General features: G+C 43.5%; 15 protein-coding genes. 8 read left to right on the top strand and 7 right to left on the bottom strand.

Annotation, left to right across the window (positions count from 1 at the left end; genetic code table 11):
* Positions 1–139: 139 nt before the first annotated feature.
* Positions 140–1,339 carry a helix-turn-helix domain-containing protein gene (locus ACVA53_RS15450; RefSeq protein WP_446505568.1) on the bottom strand — a complete coding sequence of 400 codons (1,200 nt, stop codon included), beginning with the start codon at positions 1,337–1,339 and terminating at the stop codon, positions 140–142.
* 684 nt (positions 1,340–2,023) lie between these two features.
* Between ACVA53_RS15450 and ACVA53_RS15445 the strand changes: the two genes are divergently transcribed.
* Both ACVA53_RS15445 and ACVA53_RS15440 read left to right on the top strand, forming a co-directional pair.
* Entirely contained in the window at positions 2,024–3,742 is a 1,719-nt protein-coding gene (locus tag ACVA53_RS15445; protein WP_446505567.1) for a sulfatase family protein, read from the top strand.
* Positions 3,743–3,856: 114 nt separating this feature from the next.
* Positions 3,857–5,578, top strand: coding sequence for a sulfatase family protein (locus ACVA53_RS15440; protein ID WP_446505566.1), 1,722 nt, complete (start codon positions 3,857–3,859; stop codon positions 5,576–5,578).
* 103 nt (positions 5,579–5,681) lie between these two features.
* Here the strand turns inward: ACVA53_RS15440 and ACVA53_RS15435 are convergent, their stop codons facing one another.
* The 6 genes from ACVA53_RS15435 to ACVA53_RS15410 all read right to left on the bottom strand — a co-directional run bounded on the left by ACVA53_RS15435 (position 5,682) and on the right by ACVA53_RS15410 (position 14,685).
* A complete protein-coding gene (locus tag ACVA53_RS15435; protein ID WP_446505565.1) occupies positions 5,682–6,215 on the bottom strand; it encodes a porin family protein in 534 nt (177 codons plus the stop codon).
* Between the two features lie 184 nt (positions 6,216–6,399).
* Positions 6,400–7,719, bottom strand: coding sequence for a glucoamylase family protein (locus tag ACVA53_RS15430; protein WP_446505564.1), 1,320 nt, complete (start codon positions 7,717–7,719; stop codon positions 6,400–6,402).
* Positions 7,720–7,936: 217 nt separating this feature from the next.
* Positions 7,937–9,652: a sulfatase family protein gene (locus ACVA53_RS15425; protein ID WP_446505563.1), complete on the bottom strand. Its 1,716-nt coding sequence runs from the start codon at positions 9,650–9,652 to the stop codon at positions 7,937–7,939.
* A 403-nt stretch (positions 9,653–10,055) separates the two neighbouring features.
* Positions 10,056–11,378, bottom strand: a complete 1,323-nt coding sequence (locus tag ACVA53_RS15420; RefSeq protein WP_446505562.1) for a hypothetical protein — start codon at positions 11,376–11,378, stop codon at positions 10,056–10,058.
* Positions 11,379–11,577: 199 nt separating this feature from the next.
* On the bottom strand, positions 11,578–13,317 hold the full coding sequence (locus ACVA53_RS15415) for a sulfatase family protein (RefSeq protein WP_446505561.1): 1,740 nt from the start codon (positions 13,315–13,317) through the stop codon (positions 11,578–11,580).
* A gap of 378 nt (positions 13,318–13,695) precedes the next feature.
* Positions 13,696–14,685: a hypothetical protein gene (locus ACVA53_RS15410; protein WP_446505560.1), complete on the bottom strand. Its 990-nt coding sequence runs from the start codon at positions 14,683–14,685 to the stop codon at positions 13,696–13,698.
* Between the two features lie 590 nt (positions 14,686–15,275).
* Here ACVA53_RS15410 and ACVA53_RS15405 point away from each other — a divergent pair.
* From ACVA53_RS15405 to ACVA53_RS15380, 6 genes are all read left to right on the top strand, one after another.
* Positions 15,276–15,614 (top strand): hypothetical protein, encoded by a 339-nt coding sequence (locus tag ACVA53_RS15405; RefSeq protein WP_446505559.1) that lies wholly within the window; start codon positions 15,276–15,278, stop codon positions 15,612–15,614.
* 37 nt (positions 15,615–15,651) lie between these two features.
* Complete coding sequence (locus ACVA53_RS15400) at positions 15,652–17,145, top strand: putative glycoside hydrolase (protein ID WP_446505558.1); 1,494 nt, start codon at positions 15,652–15,654, stop codon at positions 17,143–17,145.
* 68 nt (positions 17,146–17,213) lie between these two features.
* A complete protein-coding gene (locus ACVA53_RS15395; protein ID WP_446505557.1) occupies positions 17,214–18,632 on the top strand; it encodes a sulfatase-like hydrolase/transferase in 1,419 nt (472 codons plus the stop codon).
* Positions 18,633–18,680: 48 nt separating this feature from the next.
* Complete coding sequence (locus ACVA53_RS15390; RefSeq protein WP_446505556.1) at positions 18,681–20,090, top strand: sulfatase; 1,410 nt, start codon at positions 18,681–18,683, stop codon at positions 20,088–20,090.
* A gap of 323 nt (positions 20,091–20,413) precedes the next feature.
* Positions 20,414–21,724, top strand: a complete 1,311-nt coding sequence (locus ACVA53_RS15385; protein WP_446505555.1) for an anaerobic sulfatase maturase — start codon at positions 20,414–20,416, stop codon at positions 21,722–21,724.
* A 38-nt stretch (positions 21,725–21,762) separates the two neighbouring features.
* Positions 21,763–23,271, top strand: coding sequence for a sulfatase family protein (locus ACVA53_RS15380; protein ID WP_446505554.1), 1,509 nt, complete (start codon positions 21,763–21,765; stop codon positions 23,269–23,271).
* Positions 23,272–23,291 lie beyond the last annotated feature (20 nt).

Genomic DNA, 23,291 nt, shown 5'->3' with positions numbered 1-23,291 from the left:
CGAAACAAATCAGGTATCAATCAGTTCCCAGTTACATGGCGTAAAAGATAACAGTCCACTTCTAACAGCACTGTAAGAAGTACCCATTCAGGGCCCTATTAACTGCATTAAAGCCCTGATGATGTGAACATGATTCAACTCATTGAGTTTGAGGCCTTTCGTCAGAGAGTCCTTTTTTTCTAAACTGGGAAGGGGTCATACGAGTCGACTTTTTGAAAAAGTTATTGAAAGTCGTTTTTGAATTAAAGCCAGCTTGGTAGGCAAGTGTCAAAATCGATTGAGAGGCATTTTGATGATCCAAAAGAAGGTTTTTAAGGTCTTCAAGGCGATATTCATTAATATAGCTATAGAAGTTCTTTTCTAGCTTCCGGTTAAGCGTTTCGGTTAAATGGTGCTTTGGTATATTTAGCATTTCAGCCAAACTCCCCAAAGTCAGTTCACTATCAAGATACGGCTTCTTTGCCTTGACATAATCCTCGAGTATTTCCAGGTACTTCTGAAGTTGTTCATCATGGATTATTGGAGCACGACTTTTCGTTTTCACCAGATCATTGGGCTCCTCTCGGATATCTGGTTCCTCGACTGTATTTTCGACCGCCGTCTCACCCTTGTTAGATGGGGTTTCAGTAAACACCTGTGTTTGCTTGATACCGAAAAAGCTCAGGATGCAAAGGAAAATAACAAAACCTATATTTCGTGCTATGTAGCTATCCTCAACAAACGGTGAATTAGAAGGTATAAAGTGAAGTGCATCAAGTAATATTGGAATGTGAGCTACAGCAAAAAAAACAAAACCTGAATATACCACCCAAGAAATCCATATTAAGGAAATATGATTTTTATCATGGGCATAATAATCTAGCACTCTATTTCTATGCTTCTTCAGTAACCGCGGCAACCAAATTGAATAACCTGCGATAGATAGTAAAAAGGTAACGGAATACGCGACTTGAAAAGCGTCATACAGAACAGATTCCGTCGTATCAAAAAAGCTAAAGTGTGAAAAAAATATTCCAGTAACAAAAAACAATAAAAATGGAAAGAAATGATACAAACTCTTTTTAGTCAAAGCGTAATTGGACTGAGTTAAGCTTTCAGCGTAGAGAGCAATAAATGGACCAAGGGTCAATGGCATAAAGTCACGTAACCGCTGGGTGATAAGAAATTTATTAATTTCATATGGTTGTGTGAGTGCTATCAACATAGGTAATGCAATTGACAGTAAAAAAGCTACAAATATTTTATCAGATATCTGATTTGGTCGCTTACTCATCGAGATAGATATCGAAAAAAATGATATGGCAATGCCCATAAATAAAAGTTTTGTTGTGATCATCATCTATTAATCTACTTATTGCTTTTCATTATTAATCACCGGGAATGTTAACTAAGTCAAAATTATTCGTTCATATAAAATCTCCGGACGACACATCTGATTATACTCTGTATGAATTTTTATGTTTTAGCATAGCCTTTGATTAAATAAAGGGAGGGCTGTCGCAAACTCACCCTGAATATTTAGGCACGGTCGTGACACTTTTGATAAGCCTATAAATATCACTAACTGATTATTATGTGATTTCGTTAACGTTCTATAACGTCAACGAAGCCCCAAACCAAAAACGTTTCAATAGCAAGCAAGTAACACCTACTTACACTTACTCACACACATCATAGTAAAAAGCTTTTTCTCAAAATAAAAGCGTGAGCAAACCCCACAAACACACACAGAACGATGCAATTTGTTACAAAGTCAGCAATAAAAATAGATTTTCGTCATATTGCTGAAACAAACACCACGGCGTAAATGCATGCATAATTGAAGCATCAAAGCGAAACGTTTATATTCGCACTATTCTCAAATTAAACCAGTAAGCCGCCATTCCACAACACTTTCATTATATTCACCATTTTTTAGTTGAGGCACTCATCTTTAACGAAGCGAATACGGCCGCATTCGAGTAACGAATGTCTCAACATGAACAACTTGTGGTCTTAAAACTACTATGTAATCAAGGACTTTATGAAAACTACACATTCAACCCTCGCAAAGGGGATCGGTCTCTTGCTAGCAGCAAGTTCTGTCACAGCCCAGGCCAGCCAAGCGAGTAGCCAACCCAATATTTTATTCATCTTCTCTGATGACCACTCCAATAATGCTATTAGTGCTTATAGTGGTGACCTTGTTCAAACCCCAAATATTGACCGCATTGCCAACGAAGGGGCTATTTTCGACAATGCGTTCGTCGGTAACTCAATTTGTCAGCCTAGCCGCGCCTCAATCATCACCGGTAAGCATTCGCACTTAAACGGCGTTATCGATAACTCTTCAGCTTGGAACCCTGACCAAACCATCTACCCAAAAATCATGGAAAAGGCGGGCTACCAGACAGCTTTGATCGGTAAATGGCACATGCATCCAACGCCGGTAAAAGAGTTTGGCTATTCCAACGTACTGAATGGCGCAGGCGGTCAGGGAACTTACTACCAACCTGAATTTATTGATAACTACGGCAAGATAACAACGGTTGAAGGCTATTCGACTGACATCATTACCGATCAGTCACTGAAGTGGTTAGAAACAAACCGCGATGCAGACAAACCTTTTTTGCTACAAGTTCAATTCAAGTCGCCTCATACACCGCGTAGACCACCATTACGTAACTTGGAATTGTTCAAAGATACGCAATTCCCTATTCCAGCAACGCTGCATGATGACTACACAACACGTGGTAAGCATGCCAGCGAAGCCTGGATGGAGCTTTACGGCATGACTGCTGAAGGGATCAATGCCTTCCCACCAGCGCCAACAACCGCAGAGAAGAAACAAATCCGCGAAGCTTGGTTAGCAAGTATGAGCAAACCGGAGCGTGACGCATTTGATCTGTGGATGGAGCGCCTTACTGAAGAACAGCGCATTGCTTTCCATGCCGCTTATGACGACATTAACGTCGATTACTGGAAAAAAATCCAAACACCTGAATACAAGATGCGCTATGGCTACGTTCCACCAGCCGAGAAAAAAGCACGTACCGAGTATAACTACCAGCGCTTTATGAAAGAGTACGCTGCAGCAACGGTTACTATTGATGAAAACATCGGCCGGATCCTTGAATACCTTGACGAGACAGGTCTGGCCGAAAATACCATCGTGGTATATAGCTCAGACCAAAGCTTCTACATTGGTGAGCACGGTTGGGCTGAAAAGCGTTACATGTATGAAGAAGGAATGAAAATGCCCTTCATCATCCGTTGGCCGGGACACATTGCGGCTAACCAGCGCCCACAAGCAATGATCCAAAATATCGACTTTGGCCCAACCTTCCTCGATGCTGTTGGCTTGGATGCACCAGACGAAATGCAGGGTAAGTCTTTCCTTGATGTATTAACCGGGAAGCAAAGTGATGCGCAATGGCAGAAAGAACGCCCTTACGTTTACTACCACTACTACATGGAAGGCGCACACAACGTTCCACGTCATGACGGTGTTCGTAGCGACCGCTATAAGCTGATTAATTTCTACTCAGAAAACAACGGCAAAGGCGAGTTTGAGATGTACGACCTTAAAGCTGATCCGAATGAGCTAAATAACGTTTATAACGACCCTAAATTCTCAAAAGTTCGTGAAACGATGATGAAAGAACTTCACGATGCACGTAATGAGTATGATGTTCCGGAGAGCGTATACCAAGCACCATTCCCATTTATGACGGCTCAAGAGCGTAAAGCACTCGGCTATTAATTGTCATTCGCCTCGGTATCTCATCGAGATGCCGAGGTGTTGGTAATGGCTAACTCCAAAACACAAGCCCGAAACCGTAAAACTTTACTTTTAACATCATTAAAGCAGGATAATATGAAAATTAAGCGCTCGACTTTATCCAAAGGAATAGGTGTGCTTTTAGCCGCTGGCACCATTTCTACCCAGAGTGTTGCCGCAGCCTACGAACAACCTAACATTCTGTTTATTTTTTCCGATGACCACTCGACTCAAGCAATCAGTGCCTACAACGATCGGTTTGTAAATACCCCCAATATTGACCGTATCGCCGACGAAGGGGCAATTTTCGAGAATACCTTTGTAGGAAACTCAATTTGCCAACCCAGCCGCGCGACAATCCTGACAGGTAAGCATTCACATCTAAATGGCGTTATTGACAATACCTCTCGCTGGAATCCCAATCAGACAATTTATACTCACTTATTGGAAGATATCGGTTACCAAACAGCCCTAATTGGTAAATGGCATATGAATCCAGCCCCGGTCAACGAATTTGGCTACTCAAACGTGCTCAATGGGCATGGCCGCCAAGGGACTTATTATCAGCCAGAGTTTATTGATAACAAAGGTAACATCACCACTGTCCAGGGATATTCTACCGATGTTATTACCGATCAATCTATCGAATGGTTGGAACACCAACGAGATGCCGACAAGCCCTTCTTGCTAAAAGTCCAATTCAAATCGCCGCACACACCACGCCGCCCACCACTGCGTCACCTGGAATTATTAAAAGACAAAACGTTCCCGCTACCAGAAACCCTGTTTGACAACTATAAAACCCGCGGTGAGCATGCCGATAAAGCTTGGATGAAACTGTATGGTATGTCAGGTGAAGGCATTAATGCTTTCCCACCCGCACCAACAACACCTGAACGTGCTGAAATCCGTGAAGAATGGATCAATAGCCTCTCCAAACCAAAGCGCAAAGCCTTTGAAGACTGGATGGCACGCATGACCGATGAACAGCGTGATGCTTGGCACAAAGCCTACGACGACATCAATGTCGACTACTGGAAGAAAATCCAATCGCCTCCATATAAAATTCGATACGGCAATGTGCCTGAAAACGAAAAGAAAATCCGTGCTGAGTATATTTATCAGCGCTTCATGAGAGATTACATGGCCTCTGTCACTGCTGTTGACGAAAACGTGGGACGTATCCTCGACTGGCTTGATGAAAACGATCTCGCCAAAAATACCATAGTGGTTTATAGCTCAGACCAAAGCTTCTTCATCGGTGAACACGGTTGGGCTGAAAAACGCTACATGTATGAACCAGGTATGAAGATGCCATTTGTGATCCGTTGGCCAGAGAATATCCCTGCCCATTCAAAACCTCAGGCAATGATACAAAACATTGATTTTGCACCAACTTTCCTTTCAGCTGCAGGAGCGAAAGTACCTAGCGATATGCAAGGTAAATCATTCCTTGATGTGCTCACAGGTAAAGAAAGTGATGCCCAGTGGCAAAAAGAGCGCCCGATTGTGTACTACCACTACTACATGGAAGGTGGCCACAACGTACCTCGCCATGACGGTGTAAGAAGCGATCAATATAAACTGATTGATTTTTACTCTCAGAATGGCGGTAAAGGTTGGTTCGAGCTGTACGATCTCAAAGCGGATCCAAACGAAGTCAACAACGTCTATGAAGATCCTCAATACAAAGACATCCGCAGCAACATGATGGCTGAGCTAGATAAAGCCCGTGCCGACTACAAAGTGCCTAAGAATGTGTTCGAAGCGCCTTATCCGTACATGAACCGAAAAGAGAAAAAAGCGTTAGGTTTCTAAGCCAAAAAGTATCTCCAAGTGAAATACCCCAGTGAAAGCAGCGCCTTAATAAGCAACGTTTTCACGGGGTATTTTGCTTTCCAGGTTATGTTGCCAAACATGGCTAGAAGCGGCGATCGAATGCCAGCGTCACTTGCTGAGTTGTGTCCAACTCATACTGGCTGCCGTTAACATCCATATCTAGGTATCGGTACGATAAATCGACGCTCCAGTTTTGGGGAAGACGATACTGCAAACCGACTTGCCCACCCCAGGTAAAGTGAGTGCGTCGCCTATCGGCAAACTCATTGTTGTAAAGGCCCATTGTCGGCCCAATAAATCCGGATAACCGTCCATCGAAAGCAAACGGCAACATATAGTCATACGATAACGTCATAAGATGCATGTAGTGCTTATACTTTTGGTCATCAGTCCTAACGTCATCATCCTTGTAAGAATAAGCAGCCGTGATACGATGGTGCTCCTCAAGGATCGCACCTGTGCGAACCTGAAAATGAACACTCTCACTGTCCTTATCTAGGGTACGTTTAATTTCATCTTGCTGCCAACCAACACCAGCGCCAACAAAAAAATCCGTTGCTAAAGCGGGTGTCGCCACAGCTATCGAAATAATGCTAATTAAAAAGAAACTTCTCATTATTTACTCCTTTCTCTGCTGTAACATGGAAGAACAACTTCATGATACTAAGCTGTCTAGGAATATCTTTGCATCAGATCTGAGTTTTTACTCTAATTATGACTTATCAAGGCCTGTTCAGAATTCGTACAGGACGTGTGTGTTCACAAAGCGTGTTCATATCACCTAAGAACAACAATTAACTTTAATTTTCAGGCGTAAACGACTTATACATTTCAACAACGTCTTGATAATACCCTTTATCCTTCAGATACGTTTCAACCTGATTATTAATACTCGAGGCCAAGAAGGCACATACAAACATGCCTTGATCAAGCGAGATAAGCTTTGTCGATATATTCCCATTGGTATCGACAGCATCAAACCAACCATATGGCGATTCAATACTCGGGTGCAGTCGCTTAATTGATTTAAGACATGCTATAGCGCTCTCTGGTTCAACCATAAATGATAACGCTGTCGCATGAGGTGTACCGGTGTTGCCACCTGCAATTTGAAGCTTAAATCGCACCGACGCTTCGGAAAGTTCTGGTACGCCAAAAGCCGCATAGCTGTCATCCGTTGTCGCTGCAGAGGAAACAAAAGGAATTTGGTTTTGCTCCGAATAACACTGCTGTACCTGCGTCATATCTTCAATAATCGAATAGTCAGGAATAAGCTGCTTTTCGTTAAGCCAGATGGCAGGAAGCATGCCTTGGAAATACGCCCCATCCCAAGTCAACATAGGACGAAGGGTTTGCTGATTAACATCGAAGGTGCCTGTATAGAGCTCCATATTATTGAAGGCAGATTTAGGCACAGGGCAACTTGCTCCTTTTGTGACCAGATGTGCCCAAAGCGGTGCCAAACGGCTTTCATTGGCTTTGCGGTCGACGTAGTAACCCAGAGGAGCACGATCTTTGGTCGACCACCCGGCATGGAGGAGATCTTTGCTTGGATCATAAAGCTGCTGCCAGCCTGGAATTTGTTTCTGCAAAATGTCGTCAATTTTCTGAACAGCACTTATCGCCATCGCATCACCAGAATCAAGGTAAGCCCCTGAGACGGCAGTCAATGCAAAAGCTAAATTGGCATTATCAACAGCAGGAACAATCCCCTCCTCTTGCGGCTGTAATTTTCCATCAACAATATCGTATGGCCAGTAGAACAACCCTTTCCAAGTCGGCGCACCAAGCAACACATCAAGCGTTTCATTGATCCTCACTAGCGCATCTTGATGACCATTTTGGTGAGCTTCTGTAAGAATATTGAGATACAGCCCAATTTCAGTGGTGTTGACGTAATATTGAGGGTCAATCTCAGTCCCTGTGACAAACAAAGTATCAAAAGGCACTTTTGATTGCTCATCAACACCGACCCCGTCAAGAAAGAAGTCCAAATTGGTTTGTAACTCTTGTTCAAATCCAGATGGATAAAAGTGCTTACTCAAGGACAACTCGTTTACGCTAGCGCCGTCGGAGCGCAAAGAGTCTGATGATGCAGGATATTGGGTGTTATACGACATAATTGGAGAATGCTTTACAGGGTAATTCAAGTATTAGCCTGAACATACCATAGGCTTAACTTAACTTGTCTAACCCCGTTCGCGATTTGTGCCAGTGTAAACATACCTTAAAAAAAAGCCCCTCATACATAGTGTATGAGGGGCTTTTTACATTAGACTAAACGGCTTTACCTCGTTATCTCTAAATTATAATAGAGCAAATCCATTCTCTAAGTATTTAGAAGCCCAATTGTTCACGTTCTTGGCGGTTCATAAATGGGTATGGTGCTTCGAAGTAATCCTTAGGTACGTCATAACGCTCACGAGCATTCTCAAGCTCAGCTGTCATCATTGCACGAACTTCTGCGTACTCTGGATCTTCGTATACATTGTTCACTTCGTTTGGATCTGTCACCAAGTCATACAACTCGAAGATGCCTTTACCGTCATGCTGTGAATAGAAATCAATCAGCTTGTAGCGGTCGCTGCGAACACCATCATGACGAGGTACATTATGCGCACCATGCATGTAATAGTGGTAGTAAACCACTGGACGCTCTTCTTGCCACTGGGCATCAGACGTCTGGCCTTTCAGCACTTTTAGGAACGACTTACCCTGCATTTCCTCTGGGGCAGACAAACCTGCCGCTTCAAGGAACGTTGGACCAAAGTCCATGTTCTGGATCATCGCTTGTGGACGTTGGTTGCCCTCAATCTGACCCGGCCAGCGGATCATAAATGGCATCTTAAAGCCTTCTTCGTACATGTAGCGCTTCTCAGCCCATCCATGCTCACCGATAAAGAAGCTTTGATCCGAGCTGTACACAACGATAGTATTTTCTGCCAAACCACTTTCGTCTAGGTAATCAAGGATACGGCCGACGTTTTCATCGATAGTCATTACCGTGCCCATGTAATCACGCATGAAACGCTGATACATGTATTCAGTGCGGGCAACTTTCAGATCACGAGGCACATTACCCCAACGACGTTTGTACATTGGGTCTTTCATCTTCTCCCAATATTCGACATTCGCATCATCATAGGCTTCGTGGAATGCGGCTTTCTGCTCGTCAGTCAAACGATTCATCCACTCATCAAAGTGCCATCGCTGATCACCGTCCATGCTCTTGATCCACTCTTCACGTACACGCGCTTTTTCTGGCGTAGTCGGCGCAGGTGGGAAGGCATTAATACCTACCGGGGTCATACCGTAAAGCTGCATCCAGGCATTTTCTGCATGCTCACCGCGGGTTTTGTAATCATCAAACAGGGTTTCAGGGATCGGGAAGTTATGATCCATGAACGTTGACATATGGCGTGGCGGTGGACGACGTGGCGTATGTGGTGCTTTATATTGAACCTTCAGTAGGAACGGCTTATCTTCATCCCACTTTTCTTCAAGCCACTCCAATGACATATCGGTGATAAGATCAGTTGAATAACCTTCAATGACTTGTGTCTTGCCTTCTTGATCAATGAACTCAGGGTTGTAGTAAGTTCCCTGACCACCTGAACCATTAAGTACTAGCGAATAGCCAAATTCTTTAACCGGTGTTGGGTGCAAATGCCACTTACCAATTAGAGCTGTCTCATAACCACTTTCTTCCAGAACCTTAGGGAAGATAACCTGATCAGGATTCCAACGAGAAGTATTATCAAGTACGCCATTCTTGTGAGAGTGTTTCCCTGACATTACCGAAGCTCGGCTTGGCTGACAAATAGAGTTGGTTACATACGCACGCTCAAAGATTGCACCTTCATTGGCAATACGATCGATATTTGGCGTTTGACCTAAAGTTGGGTTGTAAGCGCTGATAGCCTGATTGGCATGGTCATCAGAAAAAATAAATAAAATGTTTGGTCTTTCTTGCTCAGCTGCAACGCTGGTCATTGCAGATGAAGCTAATAATAAGCCAATCCCCTTAGAAAGGGTTGATCGTTTAATATTCATATTGTCCTTGCCTAATATAAGATAAAACAACTTGGCACACCAAGCCATCTTGTACTTCTACATATAACGATAAAACCACTGGATGTGCCCTTCCATGCACAAACGACTCAGTAAAATAACAGGCCAAACTGACAAGTTAATCGCATTATGTGAATCATGTCCTTTTCACCACTTAAATATAAACGTTTCGACTAAAGGCGTCAATGAAACAAACTTAAAGTGTGATCAGGATATAATACTACTAACAGCGTTACACAACACCTGTAACAGGTTGTTTATAAGTGTTAGATGTTAAAAATAACTCTATACTTTTAAATAAAAAAACTCCCAACTATTAAGTCGGGAGCAAACAACAATGATGCAAGTTGTAAATAATTCAATTAGAAAAAGATCAATACATTAACTATTCAAAATAGTTGTTGTACTTATTAAAGAACTCCATACCCAAGTGCTCTGGCATTGCTGCAAGCCCAAACAAAAATGTCGAGAAATCAACACCCTCAATAAATTTAGCCTTCCACTCTGGTTGATCATGACTATAACGCCATAGAATTTCGTACCCACCATCAAGCTCATGCTTGGCATTAATTGTATTATCTCGGTATGTAGAAATTAAATCCATTTTCGCACGATCATTAAATGGAATGTAACCAGCAAGAATATGAGGGGAAACCACTAAATTATGGTTAAATTGGCGATCACCTTCAAAGTGAAAACGGTCTACACAATATCCATTAGGACATGCACCAGCACCACTACCCCACTCATATTCTTTTAATTCCACACCCTCAACATCGACATCTCGCCAGAAAGAAAAATCTGCTTTGGCTGAGTTTTCCAACGCAGTTACAAACTCTGGATTATTTGAGAAGTCATGCATCAAATAATTATTAAACAAGAAGTTGAATTGCGAGGTAAACCATGTTTTGCCTTCAGAAAGTACAGGGATACCATTATATTCAGCAACTGGAAGGAACTTTGTCGATGCGTACCAAATATCCCAGAATTTCTTAGCATTACTCGCATTAGCAGCATTATCTAAATCTTTTGCCTGCTGGTTCGCAATACCGGCAACCAGCATATATTCGTTAAAGGCTTTGGTACGGTGTGGCTTAAAAGAACCATCAGTATGTTGGGCAAGATAAATGCGGCCAGTACGAACATCTGCAATATAATCGGTTAAATCCGTATTGCGGTACAAGAAATCGGCAAGCTCGGCAATTTCTTTGTTTTCGCTAAAGTAGTTTTTAACAAACAAGGCACCATAAATCATGATGGCACTGTCAACTGGGCTCCAATCGTCGCCTACAGCCTCACCCGTTTGCGTATTGTAAAAATGAATAAAGGTATTTGTCGCATTCTGCGGTACGGTGAAGTTAGGATCACGGCCAGCTAGTTTGCGTAGTGTAACGAGAGCCATTTGCTCGGCTTCTGGTTCCCAGCCATTCGCATGACCAATAGTCAGCGCGACTAACCCCATACCTGAGTTGGCGATTGAGCCAACATAGCTACGGTCACCATTGAGAAATAGCTTATCTTCATAGGTACCATTCTCGTTTCGGAGTTGTTGCCAATACGCATAGCCACCACGGTAAAGGCTATCAATGATTTCTTGATCGCTTTTCACTGTTTCGCTAATTATAGTCTCATTCGCCGGTGTGTCCGCGAATGCCAGGCCTGGCAGGAGCATTGTTCCAATCAGCAAGGCAGCTAACTTCTTTTTCATTTCTATTCCTTCAACTTCAAAAAGGACACGCATATACATTATTTAACTGATAATATAAACGTTTCGACAGGGTATTCAATATATCTAAAAGAAGAATGTGCGACAGGTCACGTGATTAATTTGTTGCAGTTTGTAAATCAAAAAAGGCTTGCCACAACATGTATGGCAAGCCCAATATAAAGCTAATTAAAACAATCAGTTAGTTTTTAATTAGTCCCAGTTCTCGACGCTCTTTACGGTTCATATAGACATATGGCACTTCAAATACATCATCAGGAACCCCGTATTTATTTCGAGCTTCTTTCAACTGGTTATGCATCATATCGCGAACGTTGGCATAGTTAGGATCGGTGTATAAGTTACTGACTTCATAAGGATCAGTCTCTAAATCATACAGTTCGAACTCCCCTTTACCGCCATTTTGTGAATAGAAGTCAATCAGCTTATAACGCTCAGTTCTGACACCATCATGCCTTGGAACATTATGAGCACCGTGCATGTAGTAATGGTAATAAACCGCTGGACGCTCTTTATGCCACTGTTGATCAGACGTTTTTCCCTCTAGCAAGGCTTTAAATGACTTGCCCTGCATCTCACCAGGGATTGCAACCCCTGCAGAATCAAGGAATGTTGGTGCAAAATCAATGTTTTGAATCATCGCTTCCGGACGCAAACCAGCTTCGATGTGACCAGGCCAGCGAATCAAGAAAGGCATTTTCATCCCTTCTTCATACATATAACGTTTCTCAGCCCAACCATGTTCACCAATGAAGAAGCTTTGATCCGAGCTGTAAACCACAATGGTGTTATCAGCAATACCCGCTGCGTCGATGTAATCCAGTACACGACCAACATTTTCATCAATGCCCAAGACGGTTGCAGCATAATCACGCATAAAGCGCTGGTACATAAAGCTTAGGCGATCAGCCTTTTGCTCAGTGGTAAGGTTACCCCTTTTTCTTGCATACTTAGGATCTTTTTGCATCTCCCAGTATTGAACATTGATGTCATCATAAGCAGAATGCCACGCATCACGTTGTTCTTGGTTCATCCTGTTCATCCACTCCTCGTGCTTTTTACGCTCACGTGGATTCATGCTGGACAACCATTCTTCACGCACTAACTTACGCTCTGGCGTGGTTGCAGCCGGTGGAAATGCGTTAATACCAACAGGTCCCATGCCATATAGCTGCATCCAAGCACGTTGGGCATGATCACCACGGGTAGTGTAATCGTCGTGTAAGGTAGCAGGCTCAGGGAATACATGATCTTTGAAGGTGGTTAGATGTCTCAATGCTGGACGGCGAGGAGTATGTGGTGCTTTGTACTGAATCTTAATTAGAAATGGATTATCAGAATCGGCATGCTGCTTCATCCAATCAAGGGACATATCTGTAATCACATCTGCCGAGTAGCCTTCTACAACTGTTTTCTTGCCTTTTTGATCAACAAACTCAGGTTGATAATAAGTGCCCTGCCTGCCCGAACCACTAAGTACGATAGAATAACCAAACTCATTGACTGGTGTTGGTTTCATATGCCACTTACCGATCAACGCAGTGTCGTAACCCGCTTTTTCCAACAGCTTAGGGAAAGCAACCTGATTCGGATTCCAACTTGCCGTGTTGTCTGTCACCCCATTTTTATGCGAATGCTTACCCGTCATCACTGATGCACGACTTGGCTGGCAAATGGAATTGCCAACAAAGGTGTTCTCGAAAATCGCACCTTCATTAGCAATGCGATCAATATTTGGCGTGTTAATCAAATCAGAACCGTAGGCACTGATAGCTCGGTTGGCATGATCATCTGAAAAAATAAAAACAATGTTAGGCTGCTCTTTCGAAACGGGGGCAGCCTCGACAGTTTCAGGCATGGCGACATTAGCAGCCACCAATAAAGCCATCCCCTTCACTAACTTAGAGTATTGAAAGTCCATATATAGAAGAAAAACCTTTTAAAATAATCAGTTAGCATAAAACAATGAAGTTCCAGCAAAGGTTAACAGGTCAAACATTAGCTAAGGGCTACATTCAATTTATGCATGATGAGTGAACAATCACAATATAAACGTTTCAACAGCCTCATTCAAACCACGCTTTCATTTTTGTGAAGCACGTAAAACCATGCAATAAAAACAAGAAGGAAATAAGCAGTTACAAAGAAGATATATATCATAAAGTGATATTCAGTTGATATAAACACCAAATCATAGAAACAATTAGAAATGTATTTAGCGAGAGAGATCACTTTGTTACAAAAATTCAAATTGTATGGTAAATAAAAAGGAGGGGGCCCTCCTTTTATTTGATAACGATTAAATGGTAATGTTAAACCCGACACGTACCTGCATTTCTTGCTTATCACCGTTACTATAATCTGTTACACCAGCAGGTGAATGACGCTTGTTATCCCCATACTGGAAGTTAGCAACCATACGTAAATTGCTGCTCAAACGTTTGTTATTATTAACGTTGATCCTTACATAATCATAACCATTCCAATAACGCCCACTTTCCTCATGCCCAATAACCGTATTGACTTCTGTTGTAATATCATAGAAATGCTTGAATCGAACAAATGGTTTCACATTATAATTTTTACGTCGAAACTCACTATTATCAACCGAGTTATCTGTTGTACCGCTGTAAGAAGCACTTGCACCGTAGTTGATCTGTGGACTATGACGGAACACATAGTTTACATCTGCAGAGTAACCTTGCCAGTTATGATTATCTCTATTTTCTGTTCTATCATAGCGCTCACGCCACTTAAACTGATAATCAGCAGTTGTAGAAATAAAATGCTGACCAAAGGTTAACTGCAAACCTGGTTTTAGTTTTAATTCTTGGCTAGCCGTACCTTGCGCATCAGCTTGTCGAATATAAACAGGTTCTGCAAACCAACTTAATCTCGGGCTAACCCATTGCTCATATCGAGGGGCAAGAGTGAAGCTAATACGACCATCGAGGTTTTGAGGATCGTTTTTATAATCACCTTTTACGTCTACCCATGATTCTGATAACACGTGGCGAAATCTGAAGTTTTCATTAAATCGGGTAGAACCATCAAGGTAAACAAGGCGCGTTGATGAGCGCTTAGGGCCATCGTCAAATACTGATTCATTGTAAACTAAGCCAGTAAAAAAATTAGTTCGTCGTTGATTTGTATCAGAGCCTGAGCGGACCTGAATTGTATCAATATCACCATCCATATCAATTTGGTATGAGCTTGAATCAACTTGAGAGGCTAACGCTCCACCAGAAAACAACAATGCCCCTATGCTTAATATCAATTTTTTATTCATTTTAACCCTGCTCTCACGTATAGGATAAATTATAACTCGCTTAAATATTTTATTAATGATTGAGTATTGTTAATTAGTAACAAAACATTCCTTAACGACTCAGCCATCAAACTATACGCACAAAGATAAACGTTTCGACTAGGATGTCAAACGAATAAAAACGGACTTTCAATAGACTTAAAGTATTGATTAATAAGCAAATAAACTCAAAACAATAGAGTTATAGCAATAAAGTAAATTTGTCACAACATGAAGTTCATCACATTCAACACCTCTCGCAAAAACAAATAAAAACCTTAAATAACAACACATTATACATTGCATGTCATATTTTCAATGAAATATAAAAACCAGATCTGGATCACATTAAGGTATATTTAGGGTCAATATTGACCATTTAATTAATTCCCCCTTCCTATGACAATCCCGCCCCTATATAACGCGCTTCACTTCACAGATTCAATTAAAAACCAGCATAATCCAACCATCTTCCATCAGCTCATATTGAATCGTTTAAATAAGTTAGGTATGTTCCTTTCACAACCTAATTGAAACGTTTATATGACATAGATCTTCTTGGAGATTCCGCTATGAAAAAAATGATTGTTACCTGCTCTACTGCACTATTGATGCTTATTTCAAGTCAGGCTCTTGCTTATAACGAGCTTGCTCCAAGAGATCAGAAACGTATTTCGACTGAAGTCCACGAGATGCAAGTTTTCTTAGAGCTTAGCCAAGACGATGCTGACAAAATCAAACAGCTTAAAGCAGACATGGCAAGAACAAACGCGAAGCTTGTTCAAGAGCATGGTCGTGGCACTGACGGTTTTAAAGAAGCAAGAAAACCACACTTTCGCGCATACCAAAGAAATCTACAAAATATTGTAAGTCGTGAAGACCTTCGTCGTTTCAACGCATCTAAAAGCTAATTTCTAATTTTAATAACAATTTATAAGGCTCCCTACAATGACGTTTAAGAAATCTACTTTAGCTTTAATGATGGCTTCAACTGTCGCTTTGACTGGTTGTTTAGATGATAACTACGACTACAGCGGTGGAGGCGGCAACTCCGGCGGTGGAAGCGGCGACGCTTCAACTGAGCTTGGCACGCAAGTACCTCTATATTACAAATATAACGACAGCCAGAACTCTGACTGGGATGCACCATATGTGATGTACGCTGTCGATGCAGATGGTACGGAAACAGCAGTAGACGGCAACGCCCTAACTTCATCAAGTAATATTAATGTTGAAGGCGAATTTACTTCAGCTGATCCACTCACTGTTACAGTTAGTGACGACAAAGCCTCACTGATCTTTTCAGCAGATAAAGCCTACGATATTACGAAAAGTAATCTATTTAATGAAACAAATAACCTTGGCGGCACCATTCAATTTTATGTCAACACCTTAAGCTATGATTTAGGTGATGATCTAGAAAACCCAAACCCTGTCCTGCTTACAATGTTTAACGGTGACAAGAAAGTTTCGACAGATATTACCAGTTCAGTCATTGCTTCAGCATCAGGTAATGCCCAATTCATTCGCGTTCCTCTAAAATGCTTTATCGACGAAGGATTAGACTTAACGAATGTTGACATCGCGATGGCGATTGAAACAAAAGGGGCAATTCAGTATGAATTAAGCCAAGCTCGTTTAGCTAACAACTCTGTATCTCTAACCCCTGCAAGTGCCAATATCCAAGGCTGTTATAATAACAACAACAGCAAGGTACTAATCGATGATGAAGCGGTACTGGTTCGGGATACTCGAACAACCGATGAAGACGGAAAACTGATTTGGGAGTTAACCGGTGAGGCCGATGATGTACGGATCACACGTGGTTCTGCAGCGAATATTACCAACAACGGTGTAACTGAAGGTAGCATTCGGGCAAGCGGTATATATTACGATGACAAGTTCGATAACAGCAAGCGCAGTATCCTCTCTTTCGCCATTGATGCTAATGCTAACCTTGGCAACATTGAGTACCCACGTCTTGACCTAAGCCACTATATGCTTAACGGCGAACTTCAAGCAGAGTTCATTATTCCAAACAACGGAACAGTGACAATGCCAACTGAAGGTCAACTAGAACTTGTTATGCAATTCTACGGCCCAGGAAATAGTACAGAGGGAATGGTAATTGACGGTGACAGTTATGGCAACGGTATAGCTCTTACTTACAACCTTACTGAAGCTGGCGCAGACAAAGGGGTGATGATCAATATTGCCATCCCAGTACGTGACTTCTTCACTAGCGCCAATGGTGCAGTTAGCCTCAATGCCCTGCAATATGTAGAGAAATTAGAGACCCACGTGCAAGTAAACCTTGGTCAGGACGATGATGGAAAGGACATCATATCCTTTACAGAACTAGACGGCTTCCGCTACGGCCTTGGCGATATCAAGTTGGTTATGAACCCAACGGAAGAATCTCCTTCCCCTGAAGCACAATAACAACCAATAACGATCTATAACGGCCATTCCCCATGGCCGTTTTCTCCTTTCGGTTAGGAACCAATAACATGAACTCAGCCCTTAAAAAGCATGGGATCACACTGGCAATGACTACCGCCCTTAGTGGCCCCGTTCTGGCACAAGAAACACCACCTACCTCTCCACAACAACCCAACGTTTTATTTATTTTTGTTGATGACATCGGCTATGCCGATATGGGCTTTCAAAACCAAAGCCAGGATATTGTTACCCCTAATATGGATAAAGTCGCCGCCGAAGGTGCTATTTTTTCCGCAGGCTATGTAACCGCGTCAGTATGTGGTCCTTCTCGCGCCGGACTGATGACCGGCCGCTATCAACAGCGTTATGGTTACCATGATAATACCGCCCCGTTTGTTAAAGAGCCGGGTATTGTTCAGGGCCTAGACCTCAATGCCAAAACCATTGGTAACTACTTCCAAGATGCGGGTTATGTAACCGGCTTTGTCGGTAAGTCACACGACGGTGATGCCAAGGAATACTGGCCGCATAACCGTGGCTGGGATGAATTCTACGGCTTCAACAATGGTGCTGCCGACTACTTTGTCACCGGCTTTAATAGCATGAATGCAGAAGAGCGTGCCTACTCTTCAATTCACCGCAATGATGTTCTAGTCGACGATTTTGATGGTTACCTCACGGATATTTTTGGCAATGAAGCCGTTGAATTTATTGACCGTCACCATGACAAACCGTTTTTCCTTTATGTACCGTTCAATGCCTCCCACGGTCCTATGCAAGCCAAGGAAGAAGATCTAGAGAAGTTTGCTTATATCAAGGACGAACTCCGTCGCAAAATGATCGCCATGACTTACAACATGGATCTAAATATCGGCAAAATGGTAGACAAGCTTGAAGAGCATGATCTGATGGACAACACCATGATCATCTTCATGTCTGACAACGGCGGAAAACCTAACGGCAACGGCTCATTCAATACCCCATTGAACGGCGCAAAGAATACCTACTGGGAAGGCGGTATCCGAGTTCCGACAACCATCACTTGGCGCGGCACGATTCCAGCTAAACAGGTTATTGATACGCCAATGATCTCTTTAGATATTCTTCCTACCACTCTCGCTATGGCTGGCGTTAAACAGAAAAATGAGTGGCAGCTAGAGGGCGAAAACTTATTGCCTCTACTTAAAGGGGAAGTCTCAGACATCGATGAACGCTTCTTGTACTGGAAGACCATCAACAAGAATGCCATCCGTGATAACGACTGGAAACTGGTGATCCATAACACCTTGGTTAAACAGCCTAAGCCCGAGCTTTACAAGATCTCTGAAGATATCAGTGAAACAAACGACCTTGCCGCACAACACCCTGAACAAGTTGAACGCTTACTTGCTGCCTTCGAACGCTGGGATGCTGATAACCAAGAAGCCAAATGGGGGTGGAATCGCAACCTCTTCCCACATGCCAACGGCTGGCGTGGTCGCAATTAATTATCAATGACAAAATAAATAACGTGGGTATTCACTATGAAACACATAATGAAAAAAACCGCCATTAGCATGACAGTGCTTGCTGCGCTTGGCAGCGGTGCCGCAGTCCAAGCTGAAACGCCAACCCAGCCCAATGTGGTGATCTTATTTGCCGATGACTTGGGCTACGCTGACGTGGGTTATCACAACTCAAGTAAAGATGTCGAAACTCCGAACATGGACCGCCTTGCAGCCAGTGGCGCAGCACTCACTGCCGGATATGTTACCGCCCCGGTATGTGGCCCTTCGCGAGCGGGACTAACATCTGGTCGCTACCAGCAACGCTTTGGTTTCCATAACAATACCGGTCCATTTGTCCGTGAAGAAGGTATTGTTCAGGGTACACCTGATGAGATGCTGAACAACAACTTCGGTTACTACTTCCAGCAAGCGGGTTATGTTACGGGCATGGTGGGTAAACACCATGATGGAAAACAGCGCAAGTTCTGGCCTCACCATCGTGGTTTTGATGAGTTCTACGGTTTTAACAATGGTGCAGCCAACTACTTTGTGGGGCCACAGAACCAAGAAACAGCCGCTCGCAAGCCATTCTCTGTGATGTACCGCAATGACAAAGTCGACGACAACTTTGATGAGTACCTGACCGACCGTTTCGGCTCGGAAGCCATCAGTTTTATCGAACGCCATAAAGACTCGCCGTTCTTCCTGTATGTACCATTTAATGGCGTACACGGCCCGCTACAAGCAACAGAAGAAGATCTCAAACGATATGCGCACGTAGAAGACGAAAAGCGCCGCAAGCTGTTGGCGATGAACTACAATGTCGATCAAAACATCGGCCGTATTCTAGATGCTTTGGATGAGAATGAGTTAACCGAAAACACCATTGTCTTCTTCCTGTCAGACAACGGCGGTAAGCCAAAGGGGAATGCGTCTTACAACCTTCCACTACGCGCTCAAAAAGGTACGCTTTGGGATGGCGGGATCCGCATACCATTCGCTGTGTCATGGCCGGGAACAATCCCTGCTGGGCAAACGATTGAAGAGCCAATTATTTCGCTGGATATCCTGCCGACTATGGCTGCCGCAGCCAATGTTGAGGTAAAAGCTGATTGGAACCTAGACGGTGTTAATTTACTGCCATTGCTTACCGGTGAAGAAAAGTCGTTAGAAAACCGATTCCTATACTGGAACACCAGTATGGCTGGCGCAATTCGCGATCAAGACTGGAAACTCGTGATGCCTAATATCCGCAATAAGCGCCCTCGTGTACAGCTATTCAATATCAGCAATGATATCTCTGAGTCCAAAGATCTGGCCAAAGAGCACCCAGAGCAAGTGAAACGCTTACAAGAGGCATGGAATGCGTGGGATGCTGAGAACGAAGATGCCATGTGGGGCTGGAACCGTAACATGTTCCCTGTCGAAACCAACTGGCGAAATCTGAACAGCCTTTAAGCTGGATATCCTATAACCAAGAACGCAATTAACCAACAAAGACAGCGCAAAGCGCTGTCTTTTTTTACCCGGCTTTATCATTTCGACTCCATTCTAGATTTAGCTCACATTCCCAAGGATACAAACCACGCAAAATTTGTGGCTTGGTAGGCTTTGAGGTAACCTCAAACCAATTCGAAACGTTTATACAAATAATAAATAAACGCACTAAACTGGTAGTCAAATCATAGGTTGAAGTTTCGCGTCCTAACCCTGTCAAAGATGCTTCGGCACGTCCGGGTTATCCCGCTTAACCTATGATCATAACGATATAAAGGTAAGCAATGTCGACGTTTAAACAATGCCATGTCATGGCAAAACCAAGCAGCTCTGTATGCAACCTTGACTGCACGTACTGTTTTTACCTTGAGAAAGAAAACCTTTACCCTGAGCGAAAAAGCCGCTGGCAGATGTCAGAGGAAACGCTTGAGGCTTACGTAAAGCAATATATCGATGCAAACAGCGGTAGCGAAGCCATTGAGTTTTCATGGCAAGGCGGTGAGCCAACCCTTATGGGGCTCGACTTTTTCCGCAAAGCGGTAGAACTTCAGCAAAAATACCAGCAGAACCACCGTATTACCAATGCCTTCCAAACCAACGGTTTGCTTATTGATGATGAGTGGTGTGCGTTTTTCAAACAGAACAACTTCCTCATTGGTGTTTCCATTGACGGCCCAGCCCGTCTGCATGACCACTTCCGTGTGACCCGTGCAGGCAAGGCTAGCCACGAAAAAGTGATGGCGGCAATCACCAAGATGAAAAAACACGGTGTCGATTTCAACACCTTGACCGTGCTTAACAGCGAAAACGTCAAATACCCTGAAGAGGTTTACGACTTCTTGGTGGGGATTGGCTCGACCTTCTTGCAGTTCATCCCAATCGTAGAGCGTGAAGCGAAGCAAGAAACAGAAGAAGGGCTATTCCTAGTAAGCCCTGAGTACCAAGCAGAAGCAGACGTAACCGAATGGTCGGTACCGTCATTGGCCTATGGTGAATTCCTTAACCGCGTCTTCGACCGTTGGGTCAAGAAAGATGTCGGCCGTATTTTCGTTAACACCTTTGATTCAACCCTGGCAACTTGGTGCAACGAGCCTTCGGGCATTTGTGTGCAGTCAGAAACCTGTGGCCATGCCTTTATTCTCGAATCAAATGGCGACATGTATAACTGTGACCACTTTGTTTACCCTGAGCACAAGCTGGGTAATATTCACAGTGATCCGATCCAAGATCTGAACCAGACCGACAAAGCAGTTAAGTTTGGTATGGACAAGAAAGACAAGCTAACGCTGCAATGTCGACGTTGTCCATACCGCATGCAATGCCACGGTGGTTGCCCTAAACATAGATTTGCCCGCTCTGAAGCAGGACAAGAAGGTCATAGCTACTTCTGTGCCGGCTACTATGCCTTCTTCGCGCACTCCGAAGCCAAGATGAAACAGATGCGCGATCTACTTATGCGTGGGCGCCCAGCGTCAGACATTATCTACCTCGACCTGCAGAAAAAAATGGTAGCCAACACATTTACCGGTGGTCGTAATTCTCCTTGTCCATGTGGTAGCGGCAAGAAGGTTAAGCGCTGCTGCCAAATTGTTTAATTGATTCAACACTAAGTAGATAAACGAGCCTGTAATCAATGAAGTTAACTATGCACGGAAATAAGAAAAGGACCTCATTAGCTTTTGCGATTGCAGGCTTAATATACTCTACCCCTAGCCTGGCAGCCCAACGGGTTGAGCCGCCTCGTGCTAACCTGGAAAGCCAGCCGAACGTCATTGTGATTTATACCGATGACCAAGGTTGGGGCGATGTCGGTTATCACGGATACAATGACATCCACACCCCCAATATCGATGCATTAGCCGCAGGGGGAGTACATTTTCCCCAAGCCTATGTCAGTGCTTCCGTGTGTGGCCCATCACGTGCAGGGTTGTTGACTGGCGTATACCAGCAGCGTTTCGGGGTATATGGCAACTTTGCCCAGAACCATGTGCCAAGAAGCCAACCTCTGATGATGGAGATGATGCAGGATTTGGGTTATACCACAGGCGTCATTGGCAAGTGGCACATGGGTGACCCCACCGGCAAACCAAATGAACGCGGAGCTGACTTCTTTTATGGTTTCCATGGCGGTTCGCACAACTACATGTTTTCTGATGCCAAGGAAGGAGGCAAGCCGTGGTTGTCCCCTCTTTACCGCAACACAGAAAAAGAGCCGCCGATTCAAGAAAGTAATGGCTATCTGACCGAGCTGTTCACCGATGAGGCCGTTGCCTTCATTGAAAACAATGCTGACAAGCCTTTCTTTCTTCATGTCGCCCATTTTGCCGTTCACCACCCCTGGCAAGTTCCTGACGGCTATATCGAGCGGTTGGATCACCTCGATGTGCATCATGAAGAGCGACGTTTCTTTGCCGCACAAACATTAGTATTGGATGATGGCATTGGCGCGATCATGGATACTCTGAAATCCCACCAGCTTGACAAAGACACACTGGTTTTTTTCATGAGTGATAACGGCACACCTTCCGGACAAGGTTTTGAAGAACCACATAAGAAAAAGCGGGGGGAAACGACCATGTCTAGACCTGGGCCTTTTAATGGGTTCAAAGGAGATACCTATGAAGGCGGTATCAGGGTTCCATTTATTATTCATTACCCCACTCAAATAAAACCGGGAATGAAATATGAACCTATGGTTAGCTCACTAGATATTTTCCCGACTATTGCCGCACGTTTTGGCATTAATAAAATAGAGTCAAACGCCAACGCTGAAACAATACCATTTGATGGCGTTGATCTTTTCCCTTATTTATTAAGTGAAAAAGACGGTGAGCCTCATCAAACCCTTTACTGGCGCAGAGACAATGACTACGCCATTCGTGACGGCAACTGGAAGCTCACTGTCAATGATGACAATGGTCCACGCACTATCCGACTGTTCGATATGAGTCATGACGCGGGTGAATGGCATGACCTCGCTAACGATAAACCCGATATTGCCCAAGCGCTAAAAGATAAATTTGATGCTTGGGAGGCAACGCTGCCTGTAAATAAGCTCAGTGACAAACCAACCAACCGAAATATTGGCTTTAGCGATGGCAAAAGAATAAACGTAAAAGAGTTTAATCAGCTAATGAAATAATTAAGCGATAACCTGCCGCT

The sequence above is a fragment of the Photobacterium sp. DNB23_23_1 genome, assembly GCF_052873815.1.
The sequence above is the reverse complement of the archived record's forward strand: the minus strand, read 5'-3'. Positions and strand labels throughout refer to the sequence as shown.